Source organism: Nocardia mikamii NBRC 108933 (genome assembly GCF_001613505.1).
GTDB lineage: Bacteria > Actinomycetota > Actinomycetes > Mycobacteriales > Mycobacteriaceae > Nocardia > Nocardia mikamii.
Genome location: NZ_BDCM01000013.1, coordinates 503396 through 526559, shown reverse-complemented (window position 1 = coordinate 526559; position 23164 = coordinate 503396). Strand labels below are relative to the sequence as shown.

General features: G+C 68.9%; 20 protein-coding genes. 8 read left to right on the top strand and 12 right to left on the bottom strand.

Annotation, left to right across the window (positions count from 1 at the left end):
• Nucleotides 1-3 precede the first annotated feature (3 nt).
• The 5 genes from NMI01S_RS20550 to NMI01S_RS20530 form a co-directional block, all read right to left on the bottom strand.
• Nucleotides 4-987, bottom strand: a complete 984-nt coding sequence (locus NMI01S_RS20550; protein ID WP_218021076.1) for an alpha-ketoacid dehydrogenase subunit beta — start codon at nt 985-987, stop codon at nt 4-6.
• An 18-nt stretch (nt 988-1005) separates the two neighbouring features.
• Nucleotides 1006-2175, bottom strand: a complete 1170-nt coding sequence (gene pdhA / locus NMI01S_RS20545; protein ID WP_245716946.1) for a pyruvate dehydrogenase (acetyl-transferring) E1 component subunit alpha — start codon at nt 2173-2175, stop codon at nt 1006-1008.
• Nucleotides 2176-2186: 11 nt separating this feature from the next.
• Nucleotides 2187-3641, bottom strand: coding sequence for a dihydrolipoyl dehydrogenase (gene lpdA, locus NMI01S_RS20540; RefSeq protein ID WP_062999472.1), 1455 nt, complete (start codon nt 3639-3641; stop codon nt 2187-2189).
• A 174-nt stretch (nt 3642-3815) separates the two neighbouring features.
• On the bottom strand, nt 3816-5015 hold the full coding sequence (locus tag NMI01S_RS20535) for a PucR family transcriptional regulator (RefSeq protein ID WP_062999938.1): 1200 nt from the start codon (nt 5013-5015) through the stop codon (nt 3816-3818).
• A gap of 260 nt (nt 5016-5275) precedes the next feature.
• Complete coding sequence (locus NMI01S_RS20530) at nt 5276-5794, bottom strand: MarR family winged helix-turn-helix transcriptional regulator (protein WP_062999470.1); 519 nt, start codon at nt 5792-5794, stop codon at nt 5276-5278.
• Between the two features lie 99 nt (nt 5795-5893).
• On the opposite strand from NMI01S_RS20530, the gene NMI01S_RS20525 reads away from it, so the two are divergent.
• A complete protein-coding gene (locus tag NMI01S_RS20525) occupies nt 5894-8020 on the top strand; it encodes an MMPL family transporter (RefSeq protein WP_062999468.1) in 2127 nt (708 codons plus the stop codon).
• Nucleotides 8021-8076: 56 nt separating this feature from the next.
• On the opposite strand, the gene NMI01S_RS20520 is transcribed toward NMI01S_RS20525, so the two are convergent.
• Nucleotides 8077-9108 carry an NAD(P)H-dependent amine dehydrogenase family protein gene (locus tag NMI01S_RS20520; RefSeq protein ID WP_062999466.1) on the bottom strand — a complete coding sequence of 344 codons (1032 nt, stop codon included), beginning with the start codon at nt 9106-9108 and terminating at the stop codon, nt 8077-8079.
• A gap of 131 nt (nt 9109-9239) precedes the next feature.
• Nucleotides 9240-10121, bottom strand: coding sequence for a MerR family transcriptional regulator (locus tag NMI01S_RS20515; protein ID WP_062999936.1), 882 nt, complete (start codon nt 10119-10121; stop codon nt 9240-9242).
• Between the two features lie 278 nt (nt 10122-10399).
• On the opposite strand from NMI01S_RS20515, the gene NMI01S_RS20510 reads away from it, so the two are divergent.
• Genes NMI01S_RS20510 through NMI01S_RS20500 form a run of 3 tightly spaced genes read left to right on the top strand, consistent with a single transcriptional unit; the run spans nt 10400 to nt 13870 of the window.
• Nucleotides 10400-10996: a lipocalin family protein gene (locus NMI01S_RS20510; protein WP_062999934.1), complete on the top strand. Its 597-nt coding sequence runs from the start codon at nt 10400-10402 to the stop codon at nt 10994-10996.
• Between the two features lie 54 nt (nt 10997-11050).
• Nucleotides 11051-12373: a cryptochrome/photolyase family protein gene (locus NMI01S_RS20505; RefSeq protein WP_062999464.1), complete on the top strand. Its 1323-nt coding sequence runs from the start codon at nt 11051-11053 to the stop codon at nt 12371-12373.
• Nucleotides 12374-12397: 24 nt separating this feature from the next.
• The gene (locus NMI01S_RS20500; RefSeq protein ID WP_062999462.1) at nt 12398-13870 is read left to right on the top strand and encodes an SDR family oxidoreductase; all 1473 of its coding nucleotides are present in this window, start codon (nt 12398-12400) and stop codon (nt 13868-13870) included.
• On the opposite strand, the gene NMI01S_RS20495 is transcribed toward NMI01S_RS20500, so the two are convergent.
• From NMI01S_RS20495 to NMI01S_RS20485, 3 genes are read right to left on the bottom strand one after another with little or no spacing between them, the layout of a single operon-like run.
• A complete protein-coding gene (locus NMI01S_RS20495; protein ID WP_062999460.1) occupies nt 13827-14798 on the bottom strand; it encodes a phytoene/squalene synthase family protein in 972 nt (323 codons plus the stop codon). The genes NMI01S_RS20500 and NMI01S_RS20495 overlap by 44 nt on opposite strands.
• Before the next feature lie 10 nt (nt 14799-14808).
• The gene (gene crtI / locus NMI01S_RS20490) at nt 14809-16347 is read right to left on the bottom strand and encodes a phytoene desaturase family protein (RefSeq protein WP_062999458.1); all 1539 of its coding nucleotides are present in this window, start codon (nt 16345-16347) and stop codon (nt 14809-14811) included.
• An 11-nt stretch (nt 16348-16358) separates the two neighbouring features.
• Nucleotides 16359-17486, bottom strand: a complete 1128-nt coding sequence (locus NMI01S_RS20485) for a polyprenyl synthetase family protein (RefSeq protein WP_369689924.1) — start codon at nt 17484-17486, stop codon at nt 16359-16361.
• A gap of 341 nt (nt 17487-17827) precedes the next feature.
• Between NMI01S_RS20485 and NMI01S_RS20480 the strand changes: the two genes are divergently transcribed.
• Complete coding sequence (locus NMI01S_RS20480; RefSeq protein WP_062999454.1) at nt 17828-18325, top strand: DUF6764 family protein; 498 nt, start codon at nt 17828-17830, stop codon at nt 18323-18325.
• A gap of 182 nt (nt 18326-18507) precedes the next feature.
• Nucleotides 18508-19902, top strand: a complete 1395-nt coding sequence (locus NMI01S_RS20475) for a type I glutamate--ammonia ligase (RefSeq protein ID WP_245716944.1) — start codon at nt 18508-18510, stop codon at nt 19900-19902.
• Nucleotides 19903-19914: 12 nt separating this feature from the next.
• Here the strand turns inward: NMI01S_RS20475 and NMI01S_RS20470 are convergent, their stop codons facing one another.
• Entirely contained in the window at nt 19915-20403 is a 489-nt protein-coding gene (locus NMI01S_RS20470) for a hypothetical protein (RefSeq protein WP_063920807.1), read from the bottom strand.
• A 105-nt stretch (nt 20404-20508) separates the two neighbouring features.
• On the opposite strand from NMI01S_RS20470, the gene NMI01S_RS20465 reads away from it, so the two are divergent.
• On the top strand, nt 20509-21057 hold the full coding sequence (locus NMI01S_RS20465; protein WP_062999450.1) for a TetR/AcrR family transcriptional regulator: 549 nt from the start codon (nt 20509-20511) through the stop codon (nt 21055-21057).
• Between the two features lie 21 nt (nt 21058-21078).
• Nucleotides 21079-21885: a methyltransferase domain-containing protein gene (locus NMI01S_RS20460; RefSeq protein WP_062999448.1), complete on the top strand. Its 807-nt coding sequence runs from the start codon at nt 21079-21081 to the stop codon at nt 21883-21885.
• Between the two features lie 7 nt (nt 21886-21892).
• Here NMI01S_RS20460 and NMI01S_RS20455 read toward each other — a convergent pair whose 3' ends face one another.
• Nucleotides 21893-23041: a cation:proton antiporter gene (locus NMI01S_RS20455; protein WP_062999446.1), complete on the bottom strand. Its 1149-nt coding sequence runs from the start codon at nt 23039-23041 to the stop codon at nt 21893-21895.
• Nucleotides 23042-23164 lie beyond the last annotated feature (123 nt).

Genomic DNA, 23164 nt, shown 5'->3' with positions numbered 1-23164 from the left:
CTCTCAGCGTCGCTTGCCCACGGCCGCAAGGGTTTCGACGGCGGCGGTATAGAGCGATTCGACGGACGGCAGGGCCAGCTTCTCCAGCGGCTTGGCGTAGGGGAGCGGCACTTCGGCCATGGCGACGCGGCGCACGGGGGCATCGAGATAGTCGAAGGCGCCGTCGGAGATCGAGGCCGCGATTTCGGCGCCGATGCCGTAGGTGAGCCAGTCGTCCTCCCCGACGACCGCGCATCCGGTGGTGCGGACCGAGCGGACGAGGGTGTCGCGGTCGAGCGGCCGGAGGCTGCGCAGGTCGATCACCTCGGCGGAAATACCCTCGGTGGCAAGTCTTTCCGCGACCTGAGTGCAAACCGTGGCCATCCGCGAGTAGCCGATGAGTGTGATGTCGGTGCCCTCGCGGGTGACAGCGGCCTTGCCGATCTGCGCGGGCGGGAGGTCGTCCGGTACCTCGCCCTTGGTGTTGTAGAGCGACAGGTTCTCCAGGAACAGCACCGGATCGTCGTCGTCGATGGCGGCTTTGAGCAGGGCGCGGGCGTCGGCGGGGGTGCTGGGCGCGACGACTTTGAGGCCGGGCACGAACGCGTAGTAGAGCTCGATGTTCTGGGAGTGGGTGGCGCCGAGTTGTTGTCCGCCGCCGCCCGGGGTGCGGATGACCATCGGCACACTGGTCTGCCCGCCGAACATGCCGTAGATCTTGGCGGCGTGATTGACGATCTGGTCGAGGGCCAGCAGCGAGAAGTTGATCGTCATGATCTCCACGACCGGGCGTAACCCCAGCATGGCGGCGCCGATGGCCGCGCCGACGAACCCTTCCTCCGCGATCGGGGTGTCGCGAACTCGCTTGTCGCCGAATTCGTTCAGCAGTCCGGCGGTGATCTTGTAGGAGCCTTCGAAGACGCCGATCTCCTCACCGATGAGGAAGATGTCGTCGTCGCGGCGCATTTCCTCGCGCAGGGTCTCGCGCAGCGCTTCGCGGTAGGTCATGACAGGCACGGGTGATCCTCAGGCGGTGAAGAGCGGGTCGGCGGGCAGGCGGCGGGAATCGCCGGGGACCGGGGTGGCGTAGGTGTAGTCGAACAGGCTCGACGGCTGTGGGTGCGGACTGGTGTGGGCGAACTCGACGGCGGCGGCGACCTCGGCGATGATCTCCGCGTCCAGGGCGGTGGCCGAATCTTCGCTGAGTGCGCCGGTTTTCAGCAGCGCGCTCTTCCAGATCTCGATCGGGTCGTGGGATCGCGCCGCGGTGACCATTTCCTCGGTGCGGTATTTCGCGGGATCGACCACCGAGTGGCCTTTCAAGCGGTGGCTGACCGCCTCCAGCAGGGCCGGCCTTCCCTCACGGCGTGCGGTGTCGATGAGCTGCCCGGCGGTATCGCGAACGGCGAGGACATCGGTGCCGTCGACGCGTTCGCCGCGCATGCGGTAGGCGGCGGCGCGCTTCCACAGATCGGGTTCGGCGGAGGACTTCTCGACGGTGGTGCCCATGCCGGTCTGGTTGTTGACCACCAGGAAGACGATCGGCAGATTCCACAGCGCGGCCAGGTTCAGCGATTCGTGGAAGGCGCCGATATTGGTTGTGCCCTCACCCATTTGACAGACGACGACGTCGTCGCCGCCGCGGTAGTCGATGGCCAGTGCGGCGCCGACGGCGAGCGGTACCTGGCCGCCGACGATGGCGTAGCCGCCGAGCAGCCGGGTCTGGGTGTCGTACATGTGCATCGATCCGCCCCACCCTTTGGAGGTGCCGGTGGAGCGGCCGTACAGTTCGGCCATGACCCGGCCGGGTCCGATGCCCTTGGCGAGCGCGTAGCCGTGTTCGCGGTAGTTGGTGAACAGGTAGTCGGTGGGCCGCATCGCCGCGCCGAGGCCGATCACGGTGGCCTCTTCGCCGAGGTTGAGGTGGCAGTAGCCGCCGATCTGGGCCTGCTGGTAGCTCTGCGCGGTGCGCTCCTCGAATCGGCGCACGAACAGCATGTCGCGATAGAGCTTGCGCAGCGTGCCGGGGTCCTCGGCCGCCACTCGTGCGTCGAATGATGCTGTCTGGGAGGCGGTTCGGTCGTCCGGCAGAGATTCGCTCGATGCGATCCCGGTCGTCTCGGTGGTCACGGCCGGTTGTTTCGGTGCGCGCCGGGACGACGTGCGCGTGGCCTTCTGTGGGGTTGTGGTAGTCACGGTGGTGCTCCTCAACGTGAACGCGGCGGGATGTGGACCGGCAGGCCGAGCCCGGTCAGGGCCGCTTCCATACCGATCTCGCCGAGGGTGGGGTGGGCGTGGATGGTGTCGGCGAGTTCGTCGAGCGTCGCTTCGAGCGACATCGCCAGCGCCCCTTCGGCGATCAGGTCGCTCGCCGAGGGGCCGATGATGTGCACGCCGAGCACTTCCCGATGGCGGGCCCCGGCCACGATCTTGCAGAAGCCCTGGGTATCGCCGAGCGCTTCGGCTCGCCCGAGCGCGGCGAACGGGAACTTCGCGGTGACCACCTCGTGGCCGCCGCCGCGAGCCGCGTCCTCGGTGAGGCCGACGCTCGCGATCTCCGGATGGGTGAACGTCGCCGCGGGGATGACGGTGTAGTCGATGTGGGCGTCGTGACCGGCGATGACGTCGGCGGCGGTGAGTCCCTGGTGAGAGGCCACGTGGGCCAGCAGCGCCTTTCCGGTGACATCGCCGATGGCGTAGACGTGCTCGACCGTGGTCCGCAGCCGGTCGTCGACCGGAATGAAACCTCGTGCGTCGGTGTCGATTCCGGCGTATTTCAGGTCGAGGTCGGCGGTGTTCGGTCGTCGTCCCACACCGACGAGCACGACGTCGGCCGCGACCTTCCGAGTCGTCGCGCCGCTCACGTCGACCGCCAGCGCCTCACCGATCCGGTCGATGCCGGTGACGGTGCAGCCGGTCAGGACGGTGATGCCGCGCTCGGTGAACGAGCGGCCCAGCGCGGCGCCGATCTCGCTGTCCTCCGCGGGAACCAGCCGGTCCTGCACCTCCACGACGGTCACTTCGGCGCCGAAGGCGGCGAACAGGCCGGCCCATTCGACGCCGACCGCGCTGCCGCCGATGACGACCAGCCGCCGCGGCACCTCGGTCAACCCGAACGCGCCGTCGGAGGTGATCACGCCGGGCAGGTCGGCGCCCGGCACGGGCAGGACCGCGGGCACGGACCCGGTCGCGACGATCACGTCGGTGGCCGTCACGGTTCGCGTCGGGGTCCCGGTCGGGGCCGCGGCGTAGCGCGGACCGTCGGCGAAGACCGGCGAGGGACCCGGCTCGAATACCTCGACCGTGGTCGGTCCGGTGAAACGGGCGTGCCCCTCGATCACGGTGACGCCGTTGGCCCGCAGGAGCCCGGCCACGCCGCCGGTGAGTTTGCCGACGATCCCGTCCTTGCGCCGGCGCACGGCCGCGAAGTCGAACCGCACGTTGTCGGCGTGCACACCGAAATCAGCTGCGGCGCTCAGTGTTTCGAATACCTCCGCCGAGCGCAGCATGGCCTTGGTGGGGATGCAACCCCAGTTCAGGCACACCCCGCCCGGGCGTTCCTTCTCCACCACGGCGACATGCAGGCCGCGCTGGGCCGCGCGGATCGCGGCGACGTACCCGCCCGGCCCGCCACCGATGATCAAGAGATCGAATTCCGGCACTTGTGGTGCTCCTCGTCCTGAATCGCGTGACCCGAACCCGGTTGCGGTGTGGGCCATCAGGTGTGGAGTCTTATCCGCGGACGGGCGCCGGACAATTCCCGGCAAGCCCAGGTTTTGCGACCCGCGATTGGGCGCTGCGCCCAATATCGCTTCCGCCCGCGCCGCGCGAAACGTTCAGCCGGCGGAGTGATCGAGCAGGTCGCGGGCGGTGAGCGCGAGGGCGAGTTCGAATTGGTGGCGCCGGCCCTCGAGCGGCCGCCCGAGCAGCGTCGCGGCGCGCTGGAGCCGGTTGATGACGGTGTTGCGATGGCAGTGCAACAGCGGTGCGGCGTGCGCGGCCGAGCAGTTCTCGGCCAGCCATACCGTCAGCGTGCGCAGCAGGATGTCGCGCTCTCTGGCGGGCAGCGCCAGAATCGGGCCCAAGCACCGCTGGACCAATCGCTGCGCCAGGTCGGGCGCGCGCACCAGCAAGGCTTCCGGGTAGCGATCGTCCAGCAGCGTGAGGGTGGCTTCGCGGGCTCGCGGCGCGGTATCGAGTGCCAGCGTGGCGAGTGCGTGGGCGACGTCGATCTCGGCCACACCGTCGACCGCCGGGGAGAGCCCCGCGCGTCCGAGAACGAGCGGCCCCAGCAGCTCCGCCACCTGCTGCGGCGAATGCTGTTCGAGCGCCACGATGCCGACCGTGTAATCACCCCGATCGTGGCGGACCGAACGAATCCCCATGGCCGCCAACGCACTTTCGGTGCCCGGCCGCAGCGGCTGCGGCTCCCCGCGAGCGACGACCACCAAGTAGCCACCACCGGCGGGAAGGTCGAGTTCCCGCGCCGCATACGCCGCGAAGGCGGCATCGCGACCACGTCCCGAGAGGACGTCTTCGATCAGGGCGTGGCGGCGGCGCTCGTCGCGTCGAACCCGGTCGAGTTCGGCGCCGCGATAGGAGGTCACCAGCGCCGAGGACATCCCGTCGACAACCGCCCACATCGCGGTCCCGATTTCACGGAAATCGGCAGATGACATATTGCCGGCACGATCCATCAGCGCTTCCCACACGATGCGCCCGCCCAGGCGGAAGGTGCGCTGCATGGCCTCGAGCGGAACACCCTGCGCGGCGCGCTGGCGGCCGATCGCGGCGGCCACATCGTCGCGCTCGGCGCCGGCCCCCTTCGTCGCGAGCAACTCCAGTACCCGCGTCAGGAACCGCCGGCATCCGTCCCGCAGGTCGGTTCTGCTCACCGCCGAATAGTCGGTCCACTCCGGGTTGTCGGTGAACACCGCCGCCATGAGCCGGGCGGTGAGCTCGGCGATATCGCTCCCGCACGCCCTCGCCAACTCCGCGGAGTCGGGCACGGGTTCGGGGATTTCTGCGGGCGCCACGACGGCCACAGTACGTCGAGAGCGGATGCGCGGACGACGCCGGTAGGAGGGCGCGGGGACGGTTTCGCCCAGCCCGATGTGCGGTAGCACCAGCCGTCGCGACGGCGGAGGCGGTCACGGCGGCCGGATACGTGGTCCGATGGGCGGATCCGGCCGGGATCCCCGGCCGCCGCCGTTTCCACACCACCGATCCGGTGGGCAATCGCCTGGAATTCCTGGCCGGCTGAGGTATCGGGTCGAAGGTGGGCGTACGACAGTGCCTATCGGTTTCTGTCCGGTTCGGACGTGATCTCGGCGCTGTGGTCGCGGAGGGCGCCGACGATGGCGGTCAGGACGCGGTGCGTGGCTTGCAGGTCGGAGTCGGGGAGGTCGGCGAGTGCGGTTCGGGTTCGCAGGCCGATGGGGGTGAAGAAGCCTGCGGCCACGGTCATGCCGTGGTCGCTGTAGTGCAGTAGCACTCGGCGTTTGTCGGTGTCGTCGGCTTCGCGTTCGATATGGCCCGACTCGATCATGCGCTCGATCAAATAGGTGATCGCGCCGGGGGAGACGCCCAGCAGCGCCCCGAGTCGTCCGGCGGTGAGGGGTGTTCCTTCCGCGTCGGCGGTGGCGATATGCATGAGGGCGCGGAAGTCGTTGGGGCGCAGATCGTTCGAATGGGCGAAGAGGTGCGAGATCTGGTCCGAGACGGCGCTGAGCGCGCGGATGTCACGGGCGATCGCCGTCTCGAGGTCGTCGCGGTCGCGATCGGTGGGCGCCGCGTCGGTCGAGCGCTCGGTCACCTCTGTCTCCCTTCTCCCGCCGGTGTGCGTGCACACAGGGTAATCGGCCCGGAGGTCGAACCCTTTGCAAACTATTTCAGTTTCTGAAATAGTTTCGGGATGGGCGGATGGGACCGATATGCGCAGATCGTCTCCGCGCGGAGAGGGTGGATCGTCCTCGTCGCGTTGGTTGTCGCCGCCGTCGCGGTGCTCGGCTTGTCCGGTGGGGGCGAGTCGGGTGGCTCGGCGCCGAACTCGCTGCCGGATGACGCGGAATCCGCGCAGGTGCAGCGGTTGCTGCGACAGTTCCCCGGCGGGGATTCGGCGGCGGCGGTCCTGATCGTCACCCGCGCCGACGGCGAAGTCCTCACCCCCGGCGATCGAGCGCAGGCCGACGCGGCGCTGGCCCGGATTCGCTCCGGTGCGAGTGGGCCGGGTCTCGTGCTGTCGCCCGACCAGCGCGCCGCGCTCGGGCAGACACCGATCCCGGCCGAGCTGAACGGCTTCGCCCTGACCGACCGGATCGACGAATTGCGCACGGCCGCGCGGGCGGGCGCGCCCGCCGATCTGCGGGTGCGAATCACCGGCGGCCCGGCCTTCGGCGCCGATATCGCCGACTCCTTCTCCGGCGCCGACACCCTGCTGCTCGCGGTCACCGCCGCCGTGGTGATGGTGTTGCTGATAGCGACCTACCGTTCCCCCGTACTGTGGCTGATTCCGCTGTCGGTGGTAGCGGTTGCCGACCGGGTCGCCTCCGCGGCGGGAAACGCCCTCGCCCAGGTGAGTGGTCTGACGTTCGACGGTTCGACGGCGGGAATCACCAGCGTGCTGGTATTCGGGGCGGGCACGAACTACGCGCTGCTGCTGGTCTCCCGGTACCGCGACGAGTTGTATCGGACCGAGGACCATCGGACCGCGCTGCGAATCGCCACGCGGCGAGCCGGGCCCGCGGTGCTCGCCAGCAATCTGACGGTCGTGCTGGCCCTGTTGACATTGCTGCTCGCGCTGCTGCCCAATACCCGCGGCCTGGGCGCGTTCGGCGCACTGGGCCTGGTGATCGCCGCGGTCTTCGTCCTCGTCGCGCTGCCTCCCGCGCTGGCCCTGTGTGGACGAAAGGTGTTCTGGCCGTTCATTCCCCGAGTCGACGGCCACGACACCGCGACCTCGGGCGCCTGGCATACCGTCGCGGAGAAGGTGGTACGGCGACCCGCCGCGGTGGCCGGTCTCTTCCTGGTGGTCGCGGCCGCGTGTGCCGGCGCGCTGCCCTTCGCTCATGTCGGCCTCGCGCAATCCGAACAGTTCCGCGTGCACGCGGAATCGGTCGACGGTCTCCGGGCGGTGAGCGAGCATTTCTCCTCCGGCGCAAGCGATCCCGCGATCGTGCTGGCGCGCACCGAAACCGCGCCGCAGGTGCAGGCGGTCCTCGACGGCACCCCGGGCGTCGTGCGCGCGACCCCCGCCGGCGTTTCGGACAGCGGCTCGACGCGCTGGTCGGTGATTCTGGATGCGCCGCCGGCCTCCGATGCCGCGTTCGCCGATGTGAGTCGCCTGCGCACCGCACTGTCCTCGGTGCCCGGTGCCGAGGCACTGGTCGGCGGCTCCGATGCCGTCGCCATGGACACCCGGGACGCGGCCCGGCGTGATCAGCACCTGATCATTCCGCTCATTCTGGTGGTCGTCCTGCTGGTGCTCCTGGTGCTGTTGCGGGCGCTGCCGGCCGCGATACTGCTGGTGGCGGTCACGGTGCTCAGCGCCCTGGCCGCGCTGGGGATCGGAAGCCTGCTCAGCACTGACGTTTTCGGGTTCCCGGCCCTTGATACCAACGTGCCGTTGTTCGCCTTCCTGTTCCTGGTGGCGCTCGGTGTCGACTACACGATCTTCCTGGTGACGCGAGCACGCGAGGAGACGCCCGGCCACGGCGTGACCGGCGGCATCGTCCGCGCGGTCGGCTCCACGGGCGGGGTGATCACCAGCGCCGGAATCGTGCTGGCGGCGGTGTTCGCCGTCCTCGGCGTCCTCCCGCTGATCACGCTGACCCAGCTGGGCATCGTGGTCGGCGTCGGAATTCTGCTCGACACGTTCGTCATCCGAACTTTGGTGATCCCGGCGCTGTTCGCGCTGATCGGCCCCAGGATCTGGTGGCCGGGACGCTGGATCCGAGAGGTGGGCGCGGCACCGGACGCGCCCGGATCGCCGGCACGATCGGTCGTCACGGCCGATGCGTCGGCACCCGACCGAAGTCGGTGACCAGAACCACCTTGCCGGTCAGATCGAACAGCTCGTCGGCATATCCCACGGCGTCGTCACCTCGACAGCCACAGATCGGCGGGCGCGCAGGGCAATCCCACCTCTTTCAGCGTCGAGATGCCGGCGGGCGCGCGGGCGACGTCGAATACGGAGTTCACCGCGGGCATCGCGGTCATGGTGTCCCACTCGTGATTTCCCCAGCTGTCCGGCGGGACGAACCTGATCCGGGTCCGCACCTCGGGTTCTCCCTCGATGACGATGTCATAGTGATCGTCATCGAATTCCCAGCTCTCGTTCAGCTTTTCGGTCAGATACCAAGCGACGTTCGAGCGGACGACGGATTTCTCGCCGACTTTGCCGGCCCATCCGCCGCGCACCGCGGCAATGGTGTCCTTCTCGATGCGGATCCAGCCCAGATCCACCGTCTCGGCGGCGGTCGCGTACTCGATGGAGAAATCCATATCATCGAATTCGTATCCCAGGGCCGCGCCCATGCGCCGCACCGAATCCCGGAAGGTGCTCATCCACAGTTTCGCGATCTCGATCAGCTCCGGGGTGGCCTCGGGTCGTGAAATGCCCAGGGCCTGCCATGTTTCCGCGGATTCGTAGACCGAGACATCGGCCGATTCGCAGATCGAAATCGATCGGACGTCACGGCACACCGCGGTCAACGCGGTGGTCACGGCGTTGACCCAGCCGGGGTTGATGCCCGTGATGTGCAGCGAGCTGTTGCCGCGTTCGCAGGCGGCGGCGAGTTTCTGCTCCGTCTCGCCCTGAATTCCGCCGACGTTGAGGAACAGGTTGGTGCTGATGACGTCGTGGCCGCTCTCGAGCAGCCGCGTCGCATGGTCGAGGTCGGCCATGAACGGCGTGTAGATGACGGTGTCGGCATCGAGCGCGATCAGCGCATCGATATCGGCCGTGGCGAGTACCCCGGTATCGGGCCGCCCGCACAGCCTGCCCGCATCTACCCCCACCTTGTCGCCGGAATAGGCGTATACACCGGCCAACTCGAGGCGCGGATCGTCGAGAATCCCTCGCAGACTGAGCTTTCCGACCTTCCCGGTGGTCCATTGAATGACGCGCACGTGATCGACCTTTCGAGCTGCCGGTGCCGAGAATGCAATTCTCCTAATTGGAAATTAGCATCACGAGCGCGGGGGAACAAGGTCCGCGCCGATCTCGCGGCGACGTCGGAGCGAGGTGGTGCGCCCGCCGATCACTGTCGTTGTGGCGAAACCTCTGCCGGGGCGGCGCCGGTCAACTCCGACAGTGCGGAGGGGAGGCTCTTGACGATTTCGGCGGTGTCCGGTGCGGGCACGTCCTCCCAGCCGGGGCCCGCCAACAGGACGCGGGCGCCGCGTTCGGCGCATGTGCGCACGGCCGAGAGGAGGGCGGTCGATTCCTGCTGTGACCAGAGCACCGCTGCCGAGTCCGGCGCGCTGCGATCGAGGGCGTCGCCGAGGGCGGGGGTGGGGACATTGGGGCCGAGCATCGTGGCCGGGACGTCGCGCTCGGCGAGGGCCGCGCGCAACACCTCGAGTGGCAGGGAGTGTGTTTCACCACTGGTGCAGGCGAGCAGCACGGGTGTTGCGGACGTGTCGGCCGGCGGTGGGACCGCGCGATGCAGTGCGGCCGAAATGCACCAGGACAGAAGGTGTTCGACGTCGATGCATCCGATGCCCGCCCCTTGTCGCTGGACGATCTCGGCGAAGGCCGGACGGCACAGTCGATCCCAGGTGTCGACTACGCCGAAGGCGTGAATGTGGGCGAGCAGCAACGACTGCAGAGTGGTGGGGTCGGAGGTGAAGGCGGCGTCGAGGAGTGAGGCGTGGTCTCCGGCGACCGGTAGTGGTCCGCGCACGGACTCGGCCGCTCGCGCCGGACTCGATCCGCCGCGTACGAGCACGACCATGCGCTCGAGCCGGGCGATGTCGGCCTCGGAGTAGAGGCGGTGGCGACCGCGCCGATGCTGGGAGGGTCCGATGCCGTAGCGCTGATTCCAGCTGCGCAGGGTCGCGGTGGGAATGCCGATGCGCTCCGCGACGGTGCGTACCGAGAATCCGGTCGCGTCGTTGTCGGGGGGCGAGGCATCGGACATGACGATCATTCTGCCTTTCGCGGGCATGGGCGTCGCATCGTCGCAGTGCTGCGACACCCGCGCGGGGGCGGCGCGTGGGGTGACACTTCCAGTATGCATCGATTACGCATCGATTGCTGTAGGATCGTCTGTGTCGTCGAACCCATGCTCATCGAACAGAGGAGTCGCAGGTGCTCGGACATCGTTCGCAGGTAGATCGGCCCGCTGACTTCGACGGGAAGGTGGGGGGAATGCTGACCGAAGGTGTCCGCCGCGTGACCGCGTTCGCTGCGGCAGCGATGCGCCCGGCTCGGCTGGCAGGTGTCGCGGTGCTGGCGGCGGTCGTGTTCGGCGGCGTCGGGGCGCCCGCCGGTGCGAGTCCGGCGGACGGTCCCGCGCCGGTTACCTCGCTCGATCTGAGCCGTTACGTCGGAACGTGGTACCAGGTCGCCGCGATTCCTCAGTATTTCAATCTCGTCTGCGCCCGCGATACGCGCGCCGAGTACGCGGCACTGCCGAACGGTGATGTGTCGGTGCACAATTCGTGTACCACGTGGTCGGGCGGGAGCAACGACATCCAGGGTGCGGCGCGCGTGGTCGATCCCGTGACGGGCGCGCAGTTGCGCGTGGCGTTCCCGGGGGTGCCGACGCAGGAAAGCCTGGACGGTCCGCCCAACTACATCGTGACCGCACTCGGCCCGGACTACTCCTGGGCCCTGGTCACAGACCCCTACCGGATCTCCGGATTCGTACTCTCCCGCACACCCGCACTGGACGCGGTGCAGTGGAACAACGTGGTCGCCGCGATCGAGGCCGCCGGTGAGCAGCCCTGTCTGTACCTGACCTCGCCGGTGACCGGTGGGCGCGAGGACATCACTCCGCTGTGCCGGCTGTGAGCCCCGGGGCGACGTACCAGTCAGGACAGGCGCGGTGAGTGGAGGTGAGTAGCGATGGGTGTGGCGGTAGCTCTGTTCACCCGTGATCTGCGGGTTCACGACAATCCGATGCTGACCGCGGCGCAGCGTGCCGGCGATGCGGTGGTTCCGCTGTTCGTTCTCGACGAATCATTGGTCGCCGGCTCGGAGGCCGCGCCGAACCGGGTGCGATTCCTCGCCGCGGCGCTGGACGAACTCGACGACGAATTGCGTACGCGCGGTGGGCATCTCGTTCTACGGCGCGGCAAGGTTGTCGACGAGGTCGAACGGATCGTCGCCCAGACGCGGGCGGAGTCGGTCCACCTCGCGGCCGAAGTCAGCTACTACGGCAAACGACGCGCGTCGGCCTTGCGTGACAGGCTCGAATCCCACGGTTGCCAGGTGCATACGCACGCTGCCATTGTGACCAGTGTGGACCTCGATGCGATCGAGCCGAGCACCGGACGCGATCATTTCGCGGTGTTCACGCCGTACTTCCGGCGCTGGGAAGGCGCTCGCCATCGGCGTCCGCTGCCGCCGCCCAAGAACCTCGAGGTGCCGCGACTGGACGGCGAACAACCGGGTCTCGACACACTCCGCACCGCGCGGACCTCACCGAACCTGCGCGTCGGCGGCGAGACGACCGGGCGAAAGATGTTGCGCCGCTGGCTGTCCGATGCGGTCACCGCCTATGACGATGCCAACGACGATCTCGCTGCCGACGCCACCTCACACCTGTCGCCGTACCTGCATTTCGGATGCCTGTCCGCCGCGGAGGTGGTGTGGCGCCTGGACATGTCGGACCCGGGCGCCCACAGTTTCGCCCGGCAATTGGCCTGGCGCGACTTCCATCATCAGGTGCTGGCGGCCCGGCCCGCGGCGGCGTGGTCCGATTACCGCTCGGGTCCGGTCGAGATCCGCACGGATGAGCAGGCATTCGAGGCGTGGACGCACGGTCGCACCGGTTTCCCGATCGTCGACGCGCCGATGCGCCAACTGCGCGACGAAGGATGGATGCCGGGACGCGCGCGGCTGATCACCGCATCGTTTCTGGCCAAAACCCTGCGGCTGGATTGGCGAATCGGCGCAGCCCATTTCCGGTACTGGCTGGTCGACGGTGATGTGGCGAACAACCAGATGAACTGGCAATGGGTCGCGGGCACCGGAACCGACACCCGCCCCAATCGCACGCTCAATCCACTGCGGCAAGCGCATCGTTTCGATCCGGAGGGTGAGTACGTCCGCCGCTGGCTGCCCGAACTCGCCCACCTGTCCGGCGCGGCGGTGCACCGCCCGTGGCGCGAAGACATCGACGAGGCGACCTATCCGGCGCCGATCGTGGAAGTGCCCGGCATGTAACCGATGCGGTGATCAGGAGACGGTATGCGATGTGTGGTGTTCGGTGCGACCGGCTACATCGGTGGCCGATTGGTGCCCGAGCTACTGGCCGCGGGCCACGAGGTGCGGGTACTGGCCCGCACACCGGCCAAACTCGACGACGCCGCCTGGCGCGACAGCGTGGAAGTCCTGCGCGGTGATGTGCTCTGCGCCGACGATGTGGCCGCGGCCTGCGCCGAGACGGATGTGCTCTACTACCTGGTGCATTCGCTGACGCGAACGGATTTCGACGATGTCGACCGCCGCGCGGCGACCCTGGTGGCCGAGCAGGCGGCCCGGGCGGGGGTAGGCAGGATCGTGTACCTGGGCGGCATCGTTCCGCCCGGTCAACGACTGTCGCGGCACCTGTCCTCCCGTGCCGAGGTCGGGCGAATCCTGCTCGCGGGATCGGTTCCGGCGATAGCGATGCAGGCCGCGGTGATCATCGGATCCGGTTCGGCCAGTTTCGAAATGCTGCGGTATCTCACCGAACGGCTGCCGGTGATGGTCACGCCGCGCTGGGTGCGCAACCGCATCCAGCCGATCGCGGTGCGCGATGTGCTGTACTACCTGACGCGGGCGGCCGAACTACCGCCGGATGTGCGCGGCGCCTTCGATATCGGCGGCCCGGATGTGCTCACCTACGAGCAGATGATGCGTGACTACGCCGAAGTGGCGCGGCTGCCGCGGCGTGTGATCGTCCCAGTCCCGGTGCTCACCCCCTGGCTGTCGGCGCAATGGGTCAATCTCGTCACCCCGGTTCCCAGGTCGATCGCGGTGCCGCTGATGGAATCGCTGGTCAACGACGTGGTCTGCGAAGATCACGCGATCGCCGAGCACATCCCCGATCCGGAGCGCGGACTGATCGACTACCGCACCGCGGTCGAACTGGCGTTGACGCGCATCCGCGACCTCGACGTTCCCACCCGCTGGTCGGATGCCGACCAGCAAGGTCGTGAACCGTCGTCCCCGCTGCCCACCGACCCCGCGTGGTCGGGCGGTTCCCTCTACGTCGATGTGCGAGAACGCCACACCCGCGCCGATCCGGCGACGCTGTGGTCGGTGATCGAATCCATCGGCGGAGAATACGGCTGGTATTCGTTTCCGCTGGCGTGGTCGTTGCGTGGCTGGATCGACCGGCTGGCCGGCGGTGCCGGATTGCGCCGGGGAAGACGGGATCCGCATCGGCTGCACGCCGGTGAGGCGCTGGACTGGTGGCGAGTGGAACGCATCGAGCGACCGCGCACCTTGGTGTTGCGCGCGGAAATGCGGGTGCCGGGGCGGGCGTGGCTGGAGCTCAGCGTGGACACCGATGCGCGTGGCACGGTCTATCGGCAGCGGGCCGTATTCGATCCGCACGGCCTGGCCGGTCATCTGTACTGGAAGGCCATCGCGCCCTTCCACGCGCTCATCTTCGGCGGAATGACCCGCAACATCACCGGAGCGGCCGAAGAGGCTGTGTCCCAGCCGGTTTCATAGCACCGGCAACGCGACTCCGAGACCAGGCGGCAGCGGCGAGACCGCGGGTTCCCACCGCGGCACGTCGTGCAATACCGACGCGGGCACGGTGAACGAAGATGTCGAAGTCCAGGCTCTCGATACGGTCCAGGATTTCCGAATAGAGGGTGAGCGCGGCGGCGACGCACGGGCGCGACCGCGGATCGAGCAGGGCGATACCGGCACGGGCGTAGTCGTAGATGCCGCGCGTGTGGGCGTGCTGGGCGATCAGGGCACGCCGGACGCGGGGGTCGGTGCGGCGGTGCGCCTGGCACCACAGCAGCAGATCCCGGTCGACGCCGTGGGCCGCGAGTTCGTCCGCCGGCAGATACACCCGATCCCGGACGAGGTCCTCGTCCACGTCGCGCAGAAAGTTGGTCAGCTGGAAGGCTTTTCCGAGCGCGGCGGCGTAGGGGGCGGCCTCGTCCACCGGGCACACCGTGCCCAGCACCGGTAGTACCTGTAATCCGATGACTTCGGCGGAACCGTAGACGTAGCGGTCCAGCGCGCGCCGATCCGGATAGTCGGTAACAGTGAGATCCATGCGCATCGAATCCAGGAACGAGTCGAACAGCGACGCAGCGATGCGGTAGGAGTGTGCCGTGTGCAGGACAGCCGGGAGGACCGCGTCGGCATCGGCGTCCTCGGTGGTGAACTGCGCGGCCAGCGCGTCCAGTCGCGCCGCGCGCTCGGTGACCGGGCGGCTCGGGTCGATGTCGTCGAGGATGTCGTCGGCGCGGCGGGCGAAGCCGTAGAGCGCGTGGATCGCCGGACGCTGATCCGGGGCGAGTAGCCGGGTGGCGAGGAAGAAGGTCTTGCCGTGGCGCGCGTTGAGCGTCCGGCAGGCGCGATAGGACCGCTGCAGCTGCGTATCGGCGCGGCCGTTGTCGAGGAAAGCGATGGTGGACATGAGTTTCCGATCAGCGGACGATGGCGGCGGTCGGTGTGGGAAGGGCGGGCGCGGGCCGGCGTGTGTGCCGTGGCGAAGAAATCGGTCCGGTGACGCGGTCCGCGGCAAGCCGTCCGGAGATCAGCACGGGCGGTATGCCCACGCCGGGGACGGTGCTGCCACCGGCCAGCACTACGTTCTCGAGACCGCGGATCATGTTGGCCGGTCGGAAGGGGCCGGTCTGGGTGACGGTGTGCGCCAACGCGAAGGGGCTGCCGGCCAGCATGCCGCGCCGTGCCCAGTCGGCGGGCGTGGTGATGTGCAGCAACCGGGGATCCGACAGCGGGAACGGCAGGCGATCCCGGACCGTGGTCAGGATCTCCTCGGCGTAGGCGGGACCGAAGCGGTCCCAGTTGATCGGTCCCCGAACGAGATTCGGTACCGGAGCGAGGATGTAGAGCAGGTCGCGACCGGGTGGGGCGAGGCTCGGATCTCCCGCGGTGGGCCTGGTGAGTAACAGCGACGGATCCGCCATGACGCTGCCGCGGGCGATGATGTCGTCGAAGGCGTCGTCCCAGGCGCGGCCGAAGAGTAGATGATGGTGTGCCGCCCGGGGCATCGCCTCACAGCCCACGTGCAACACGACGGCAGACGGTGCCGCCGTGGGACGCAGCGGACGGCGCGGGGAGTGGCCCGTCAACCGGTAGGTCTCGGACAACTCGGTGGTGAGCACGACCGCATCGCACGGGATGCGCTCGCCGGACGAGGTGACGACCGCGCGGATCCGGGATCCGCTGCGGTCCAGGCTCGTCACGGCGGTGCCGTAGCGAATCTCCACGCCGGCGTCGAGTGCGGCCGCGGCGAGCGCGTCGGGCAGCGCTCGCATACCGCCGCGCGGGAACCAGACACCGGCGATCGTGTCCATATAGGCGATCACCGCGTACGCTGCTATCGCCCGGCTGGGGGCGACGCCGGCGTACAGGGACTGAAACGTGAACAGGCGCCGCAATTCCGGATCATCGATGTGCTGTGCGACCGCACGGTCCCAGCGGCGAAATCCGCCCATCGCCGCCAACCGCGCCAGCGAGGGACGCAGCGCCGAGAGCGGTGAATCGAAATTCGCCGCGACGAACGAGTCGAATTCGGCCCGGTAGAGCCGGGTCAGCCAGGCGCGCAGTCGCCGGTAACCCGCCGCCTGCGCGGGCCCGGCGAACTCGGTGATCGCGGCGGCCATGCGGTCGGCGTCGCTGTGGACCTCGAGATGACGCCCGTCGGCGAAATGGGCCCGATAGGCCGGATCCACCGGCACCAGCGACAGGCGGTCGTCCATCCGCTCACCGACCGCGGCGAACGTCTCCTCGACCAGGTGCGGCATGGTCAGCACGGTCGGGCCCGTGTCGAGGCGGTAGCCGTCCACATCGACGCGGCCGGTCCGGCCGCCGGGAACCGCATCACGTTCCAGCACGGTGACTGCGCGGCCGCGGCCGGCCAGATGCAGTGCCGCCGACAGTCCGGACAGCCCCGCTCCGACTACGACGATATGGTCGCTGCGACCTGTGGTCGTGCGCATGGTCTTCCTCCTCAGGGGTGGCGGGTGACGCAGATGAGTCCCATGCCGTCGAGTACGCGGCGCATCGGTTCGGGCAGGGTCGCGCTCTCGGTGGCGTGCCGCGCCTCGCCGATGCGGTCGCTGATCATCGCCTCGATCCGGGCGGGCGCTCCGGAGGCGGTGATCAGGGCGCGCAGTCTGTCGGTGGTGCCGGCATCGACGACCGGTGCCGACAGGAGGGTGTCGAGTTCGCGGCGGGCGGCGGGTTCGGCGAGTTGTCGGGCGGCGATCACCACGGTGGTCGCCTTGTGCTGAGTCAGGTCTCCGTCACCGGGTTTGCCTGTGGCGTCGGCGCTTCCGAAGACGCCCAGCAGGTCGTCGCGCATCTGGAACGCCTCGCCCACGGCGCGTCCGTACCGGCTCAGCGCCGACAGGGTCGGCTCATCGCATCCGGCCATCGCCGCGCCGAGTTCGAGTGGCCGGCGCACGGTGTAGTTGCCGGATTTCGCACGTGCGAGCGCCAGTACCTGCCCGAAATCCGGTTCCGTGCGGACGTCGTTGAGGAGATCGCCGAACTGTCCCACCGCCAGCTCGATACGCATAGCGTCGAAGCGGGGCCACACGCGGAAGAGGCAATCGGGGCGAATTCCGCTGTCGCGCAGCATCTTGTCCGCCCAGACCAGGCAGATGTCGCCGAGGAGCACGGCCGCCGACTCGCCGAAACGTGCGGCGTCGCCGGGCATTCGGCGATCTCGGTGCGCGTCGGCGAAGGCGACGTGTCCGGTGGGCGCGCCGCGACGCAGCGCCGACGCGTCCATCACATCGTCCTGGATCAACGCGAAGGCGTGGACCAGTTCCAGCGCGGCGGCGGCTCGCAGGGCGGCGGCATCCGGGGCCTCGCCACACAACCAGCCGATGTACATGAACGTCGATCGCAGGCATTTGCCGCCTGCCACGTATCGGCGCGCGACATCGTCGACCGCGATCCCGTGGACGGCGCCGATCCGGTTCTCGCGCAGGAAGGCGTCCAGTTCGGTCAGCACTCGATCCCGCACCGCGGTACGCCATCGTGCGACACCGTCCGCCACGTTCACCGGGTGATCGGCCAGAATCGTTGCGGGGGAACACAATCGGCGTGAATTGTCGATGGTGACGCTCACGTCCACTCCTCGGTTCGGCGGTGCGGCGATACGGGTGCCGGCTTGGTCTGCGAGGCGGGGATCGGGATCGTGCGTTCCGGCCCGGGTGGTGGATCCTCCCTCGACGTCCGAGCCCCAGGCTACCGCAAACGATGCATAAATGATGCGCTGAAAACCGTATTCATCTGCGATGGTGCCCTGTGTGCCGCGCAGCAGGGGCGAGGTTCGGCGATCGACTCGTGCGAGGTGGGTGCGGTTCGGCAGCCGCTACCGCGTTCGGGGCGAGCATTGCCCAAATTGCATCGTTTATGCATCGAACTGCGGGTATTCTGGCTGAGACGAACCAATCAGAGGAGGCCCTCATGTCTCGTTCTTCCGCGCGTCGCGCGCTGTTCGCTCTCGTCTCCGGTGGCGGTATCGCATTGACCTCGGCCGCGTTGCTGGCCGCGCCGGCCCAAGCCGACTCCACCAGCTGCCCGGCGCCGGGCGCCACCTCGGTCGCCGACACGGGAGCCGATGCCGCGTGTTCGGCCACCAGCACCGGCGGGGGTGCGGCTGCCGCCTACGGCATCAACGGTACGGCTACCGCGAACGCGGGGCCGACGAGCTTGTCGCTGGCCATCGCGCAAGGCGGGGGCACCGCCCGGTCCACCTCGGGGCCGTGGTCGGGGCCCGCGGCGATCGCGGTCGGTTCCGGCGCGACCGCCGACCTGAGCGGTGTCCGGCCGGGTCTGGCCATCGGCATCGCAGGGCCGGGCGCCACGGTCACCGTCTCCGGCGTCGGGACCCCGGTGTGTACCGGCGGCCCGGGCTTCGCGGGCGATTTCCAGACCCTCCAGGGCTGCCTGTCGATGCGGTGACCCCACACCGCCACGGCACGGTCCTCGTGCCGGTTCCGTGCTGGCGTGGGGTGGCGAGTGATCCGGCGTGACCGCGGCGGAAGTGCGAGCGATCGGGATCTCGGCGCGTAATCTCGAACGCGGCAACCCGCCGGCGTCTATGTCTGGTTGTGCCGGCTTCCCTCGAACTCCCGGGAGTCGACGTGGAACCACTGACCGAGCAGCTGCGCCGCGACCGCGCGGATCGGGCGAGCGCCGTCGCCGCCGCCCTGAGTGCCCGGGATGTCGACGCCGTGGCCGTCACCTGGGTCGACACCGGCGGCATCGTCCGTACGAAAGCCGTTCCGGTGGAACGGTTCTCGCACGCGGCCGCCTGGGGTATCGGCGCGTCGCCGGTCTTCGACGCCTTCCTGGTCGACGACTCCATCCTGACCGAACACGTCGCCGGTGGACCGACCGGTGACCTGCGGCTGTATCCCGACGTCGACCGGGCCACCGCCGTGGCAGCGCTACCGGGCTGGGGTTGGGCGCCCGCGGATCGCTACACGCAAAGTGGCACCCCGCATCCACGCGATCCCCGGTTGCTACTGCGCCGGCTTGTCGCCGAACTGGCCGGCGACGGCTACGAATTGCGTACCGCGATCGAATTCGAATGGACGATATCGCGCCCCGACCCACTCGACCCGGACGCTTTCACCCCCGCCACCTCGGCGCCCGCCTACGGCATGGCCAGACTCGGCGAACTGGCACCGTACCTGCGCGATGTGGTGTCGAAGGTGCGCGACGGCGGTATCGGTGTCGAGCAGATACATCCCGAATACGAGGTGGGCCAGTTCGAACTGTCGATTGCCTCCGCCGATCCGGTCCGCACCGCCGACAACGCCGTGCTGGTGCGCGAGGTCGTCCGGGCCGTCAGCCACGCCCACGGATTGCGGGCGACCTTCAGTCCGATGGTGGTGCCCGGTGTCGTCGGCAACGGCGGCCACGTGCATCTGAGCCTGTGGCGCGAGGGTGTGAATCGGATGTGCGGCGGTCCCGGTCCGTTCGGCATCGGTGCGGAGGGGGAGCACTTCGCCGCGGGGATCCTGGACCATCTGCCCGCGCTGCTGGCCGTCGGCTGCCCGGCGGTGGCGAGCTATCTGCGGCTACAGCCCAGCCACTGGGCGGGGGTCTTCCGATGCTGGGGGTTGGAGAACCGAGAGGCCGCCCTGCGCTACATCACCGGAAGCGAGGGTGAACGCGACCGCGCGGCCAATATCGAGATCAAGACGTTCGACGCCGCCGCCAACCCCTACCTGGCGCTGGCGGGCCTGCTGGCGGCGGGCCGGGCGGGCTTGCGCGCGGGCGCGACCCTGCCCGAGCCGGTCGCCGGCGATCCGGCCCGCCTCGACTCCGCCACGCGGTCCGCGCGCGGGATCACTCCGTTGCCCACCACGCTCGCGGACGCGGTGGCGGCTTTCGACGCCGACGAGGTGCTCTGGGCGGCATTCGGCGACGATCTCGCCGACACCATCGGCAGCGTCCGGCGCGGTGAGATCGCGTTGTTCGCCGACGCCACGCCCGAGCAGATCACCGACGCGTGCCGGTGGAGGTACTGACCCGCGCGGTCGTCAGCTCGCCGCCGGCTCCGTACTGCCGGCTCGTTCGAGCAGTGAACGCACGAACGCCAGATGGCCGGGCACCACGCCGAACCACACGTCCGGCGCGCGGGTGCCGCGCATGGCCACGAAGGTCGACAGTGTGACGACGCCGTCGCGGACCTCGAGTGCCAGTTCGCCGTGGAAGCCGAGTCCCGAATCGGCCCGCAGCAGAAGGCAATCCGGTGCGGAGAAGGTGATGCGCCAGCCGGCGACGGTCTCCGGCGCACCGGGGGTGAGGTCGAGTTCGATACCGGCCCACGCCGCACGCAATCGCACCCGGACCTCCTCGGGGACGTCCTCCATGATCGTGCGGGCCCACTGCTCGGCGGTGCGGCCGGTGGCGGCGGGGGTTTCCAGCACGTGGCTGTCGATGTAGACGACGTCGTCCAGGGTGGTGAGGGTGAGCAGCTCGGCGGTGATTCCGCGTTGGCGGACGCTGGGGGAGGTGTGCGTGGACATGACGAGAACCTTCTGGTTTCGGTACTGCACGATAGATACAGAACAGTACTGTATCTATCGATAGGTGATCTAATCAAGGGCGAGCCGGTCGAGAAGGAGGACGTGATGGCACCACCGGTGCGAACTCCGCGGCAGGCGTGGGTCGATGCCGGCCTCTCCGTGCTCGAGCATCAGGGTCCCGACGCGGTCCGGGTGGAAGCGCTGGCGGCACAACTCGGCGTGACCCGCGGTGGTTTCTACCGGCAGTTCCGCTCCCGCGACGAGCTGCTCGAGGCGATGCTCGACGACTGGGAGCGCCGTGCCGTCGACGATGTGCGCGAACAGGTCGAACGCGAGGGCGGCGACCCGAAGCGCAAGATCCGGCGGGCGGGCACGCTCACCTTCGCCGAGGACTTGACCCCGCTGGACCTCGCCATCCGGGCCTGGGCCCGGCGCGACCCGGACGTGGAGGCGCGGCTGCGGAAAGTGGACAACGCCAGAATGGACTACCTCCGCACGCTCCTGCGGAACTCCGGCGTCGCCTCGGAAGACGTGGAAGCGGTTGCGCTGCTGTCGTTTTCGACGGTCATCGCCAATCACCTGATCAAGGCCGAACACCCCGGGCAGAGCAGATCGGATGTGCTCGCCCACGCCGCGCGGCTGCTGTTCGGCTGACCGCGCGGGCATACTGGCGGGGTGAGCGATGAACAAGGCGTTCCGTCCTTCCACATCGACCAGGTCGACCACCCGGAACAAGACCTGATCGTCCGAATACTCGACAATCAGGCCGCCTTACCCGGCGTGGTGCGGATGCGCGCGTGGGCGCGCGCCGCGCTGGACCCGCGACTTGGCGAAACCGCCCTCGACGTGGGCTCGGGCACCGGCACCGAAGTGGTGGAGCTGGCCGCTCTGGTGGGAGAGTCCGGGCGGGCCATCGGTATCGACCCGAATCCGTCGATGCTCACGGTGGCACGCGAGCGCGCCGCCGACGTGAAGGCCGAATTCATCGAGGGATCGGCCTACGATCTGCCGCTGCCGGACGCATCCGTCGACGCGGTTCGCTGTGAGCGGGTCTATCAGCACCTCGACGATCCGGCGAAGGCCACCGTCGAGATCGCGCGGGTGCTGCGGCCGGGCGGACGAGTGGTGCTGATCGACAGCGACTGGTCGACGGCGATCTTCCATCCCGGCGATCCGGAGGTCGTCGCGGCCTTGCAGCAGCGGATGGAAACCAACAGTCCGAATCGCAACTCGGGCAGGCATTTACGAGGCCGGCTGGTCGAGGCGGGACTGGTGATCGACGATATCGGTTCCGAGGCCGTGATCTGGGAGCCGGAGGCGATCCTCCCGATGTTCACGGCGGTCACCGAGCGAGGTGTGACCGACGGAGTGATCACCGCCGCCCAGCGCGATCGCGTTCTCGCCGATGTCCGGCGTGCTGCCGAGAGCGGCGACTATCACTTCTCGGTGACCATGTTCGCGGTGGTGGCGCACAAACCCTGACTCTGGCTCACGGCGCGACCGGATCCGCCACCGGCGGCCGTCGCGCCGCGAGCGCGGCAGCAGCCGCCGCCGCGACGATCGTCACCAGCGCACCCAGCATCATCGCCGCCGCCTCGGCCGGAACCAGCACGTGCAGCTGGGTGCCGACGGTGACGGCCGCGACCGGCACACCGATCTGAGCGGCGGCCAGCGCGCCGAGGGCGACCGGCTGTCCCAGCATCCGCATGAGCAGATGCACCAGCAGCGCACCGGCCCCCAGCGCGAGTCCGAGCAGGATCAGCCGCGGGCGGTCGGCGAATTCCCGCAGATTCAGCCGAGCGCCCAGCCAGACGAAGAACAGAGGAGCCAGGAATCCGTCGGTCGCGGCGAACAATTGCCGCGCCACCCGGCGCGGTTCGCCGACGGCCGCGACGGCCAGTCCGGCCGCGAACCCGGCCAGCATGATCGAGACGTGCGTGCGGGTGGCGAGGGCGGCCATCCCGAAGACGATGGCCAGACTGACCCGCAGTTCGAGCGCGAATTTGCGGCGCTCGGAGACCCGGTGCGCCTGCCGGCGCAGACCGGATCGTTCCAGCCACCGCAGCAGGAAGAACAAGACCAGCGCGGTGCCGATCACCGCCAGCGCTCCCAGTGCCGCGCGTGCGGCGTTGCCCGTGTCGATCACCAGCGGTAGCGCGACGATCGATGCGGTATCGGCGATGGCCACCTGCGCCGTGAGCTCCAGCACCGATCTGCCCCCCAGCCCTTGGGAATCGATGATCGGCAGCACCAATGCCGCGGAGGAGGAGGCGAGCAGGACCGCGTAGATCGCGCCGTGGCCGGTGCCGAAGAACCCGGCCAGCAGGTAGCCGACGACGGCCGCGGCCGCACCGACCAGTACGGCGCGCACGGCGCCGATTCCGAGTGCGGAGCGGATCCGCGGATCACGAATCGGGACATGAGTGCCGGCCACGAACATCACCAGTGCGAAACCCATATCGGCCAGGAAGGCGAACACCGGATCCGAGGCATCGAGCAGCCCGAATCCGGTGACGCCGCAGATGATTCCGGCCAGCAGTTCGCCGACGATCACCGGTATGTGCCAGGCTTCGCGCCACGCCAGCAACGGTCCCGCCAGCCCGAGCGCCAGCACCAGGGCCAGGGTGGACAAACTCATCGGTGCCTACTTCTTCCGCTCGACCTTCTGCCGCTCGACGTCGTGGACACTGTCCGCCGTGCACCACTCCCGGTCACGCCGACACGCCGTCGCCTGCTGTCCGGCGCCGTGCCCGGCTGCTTG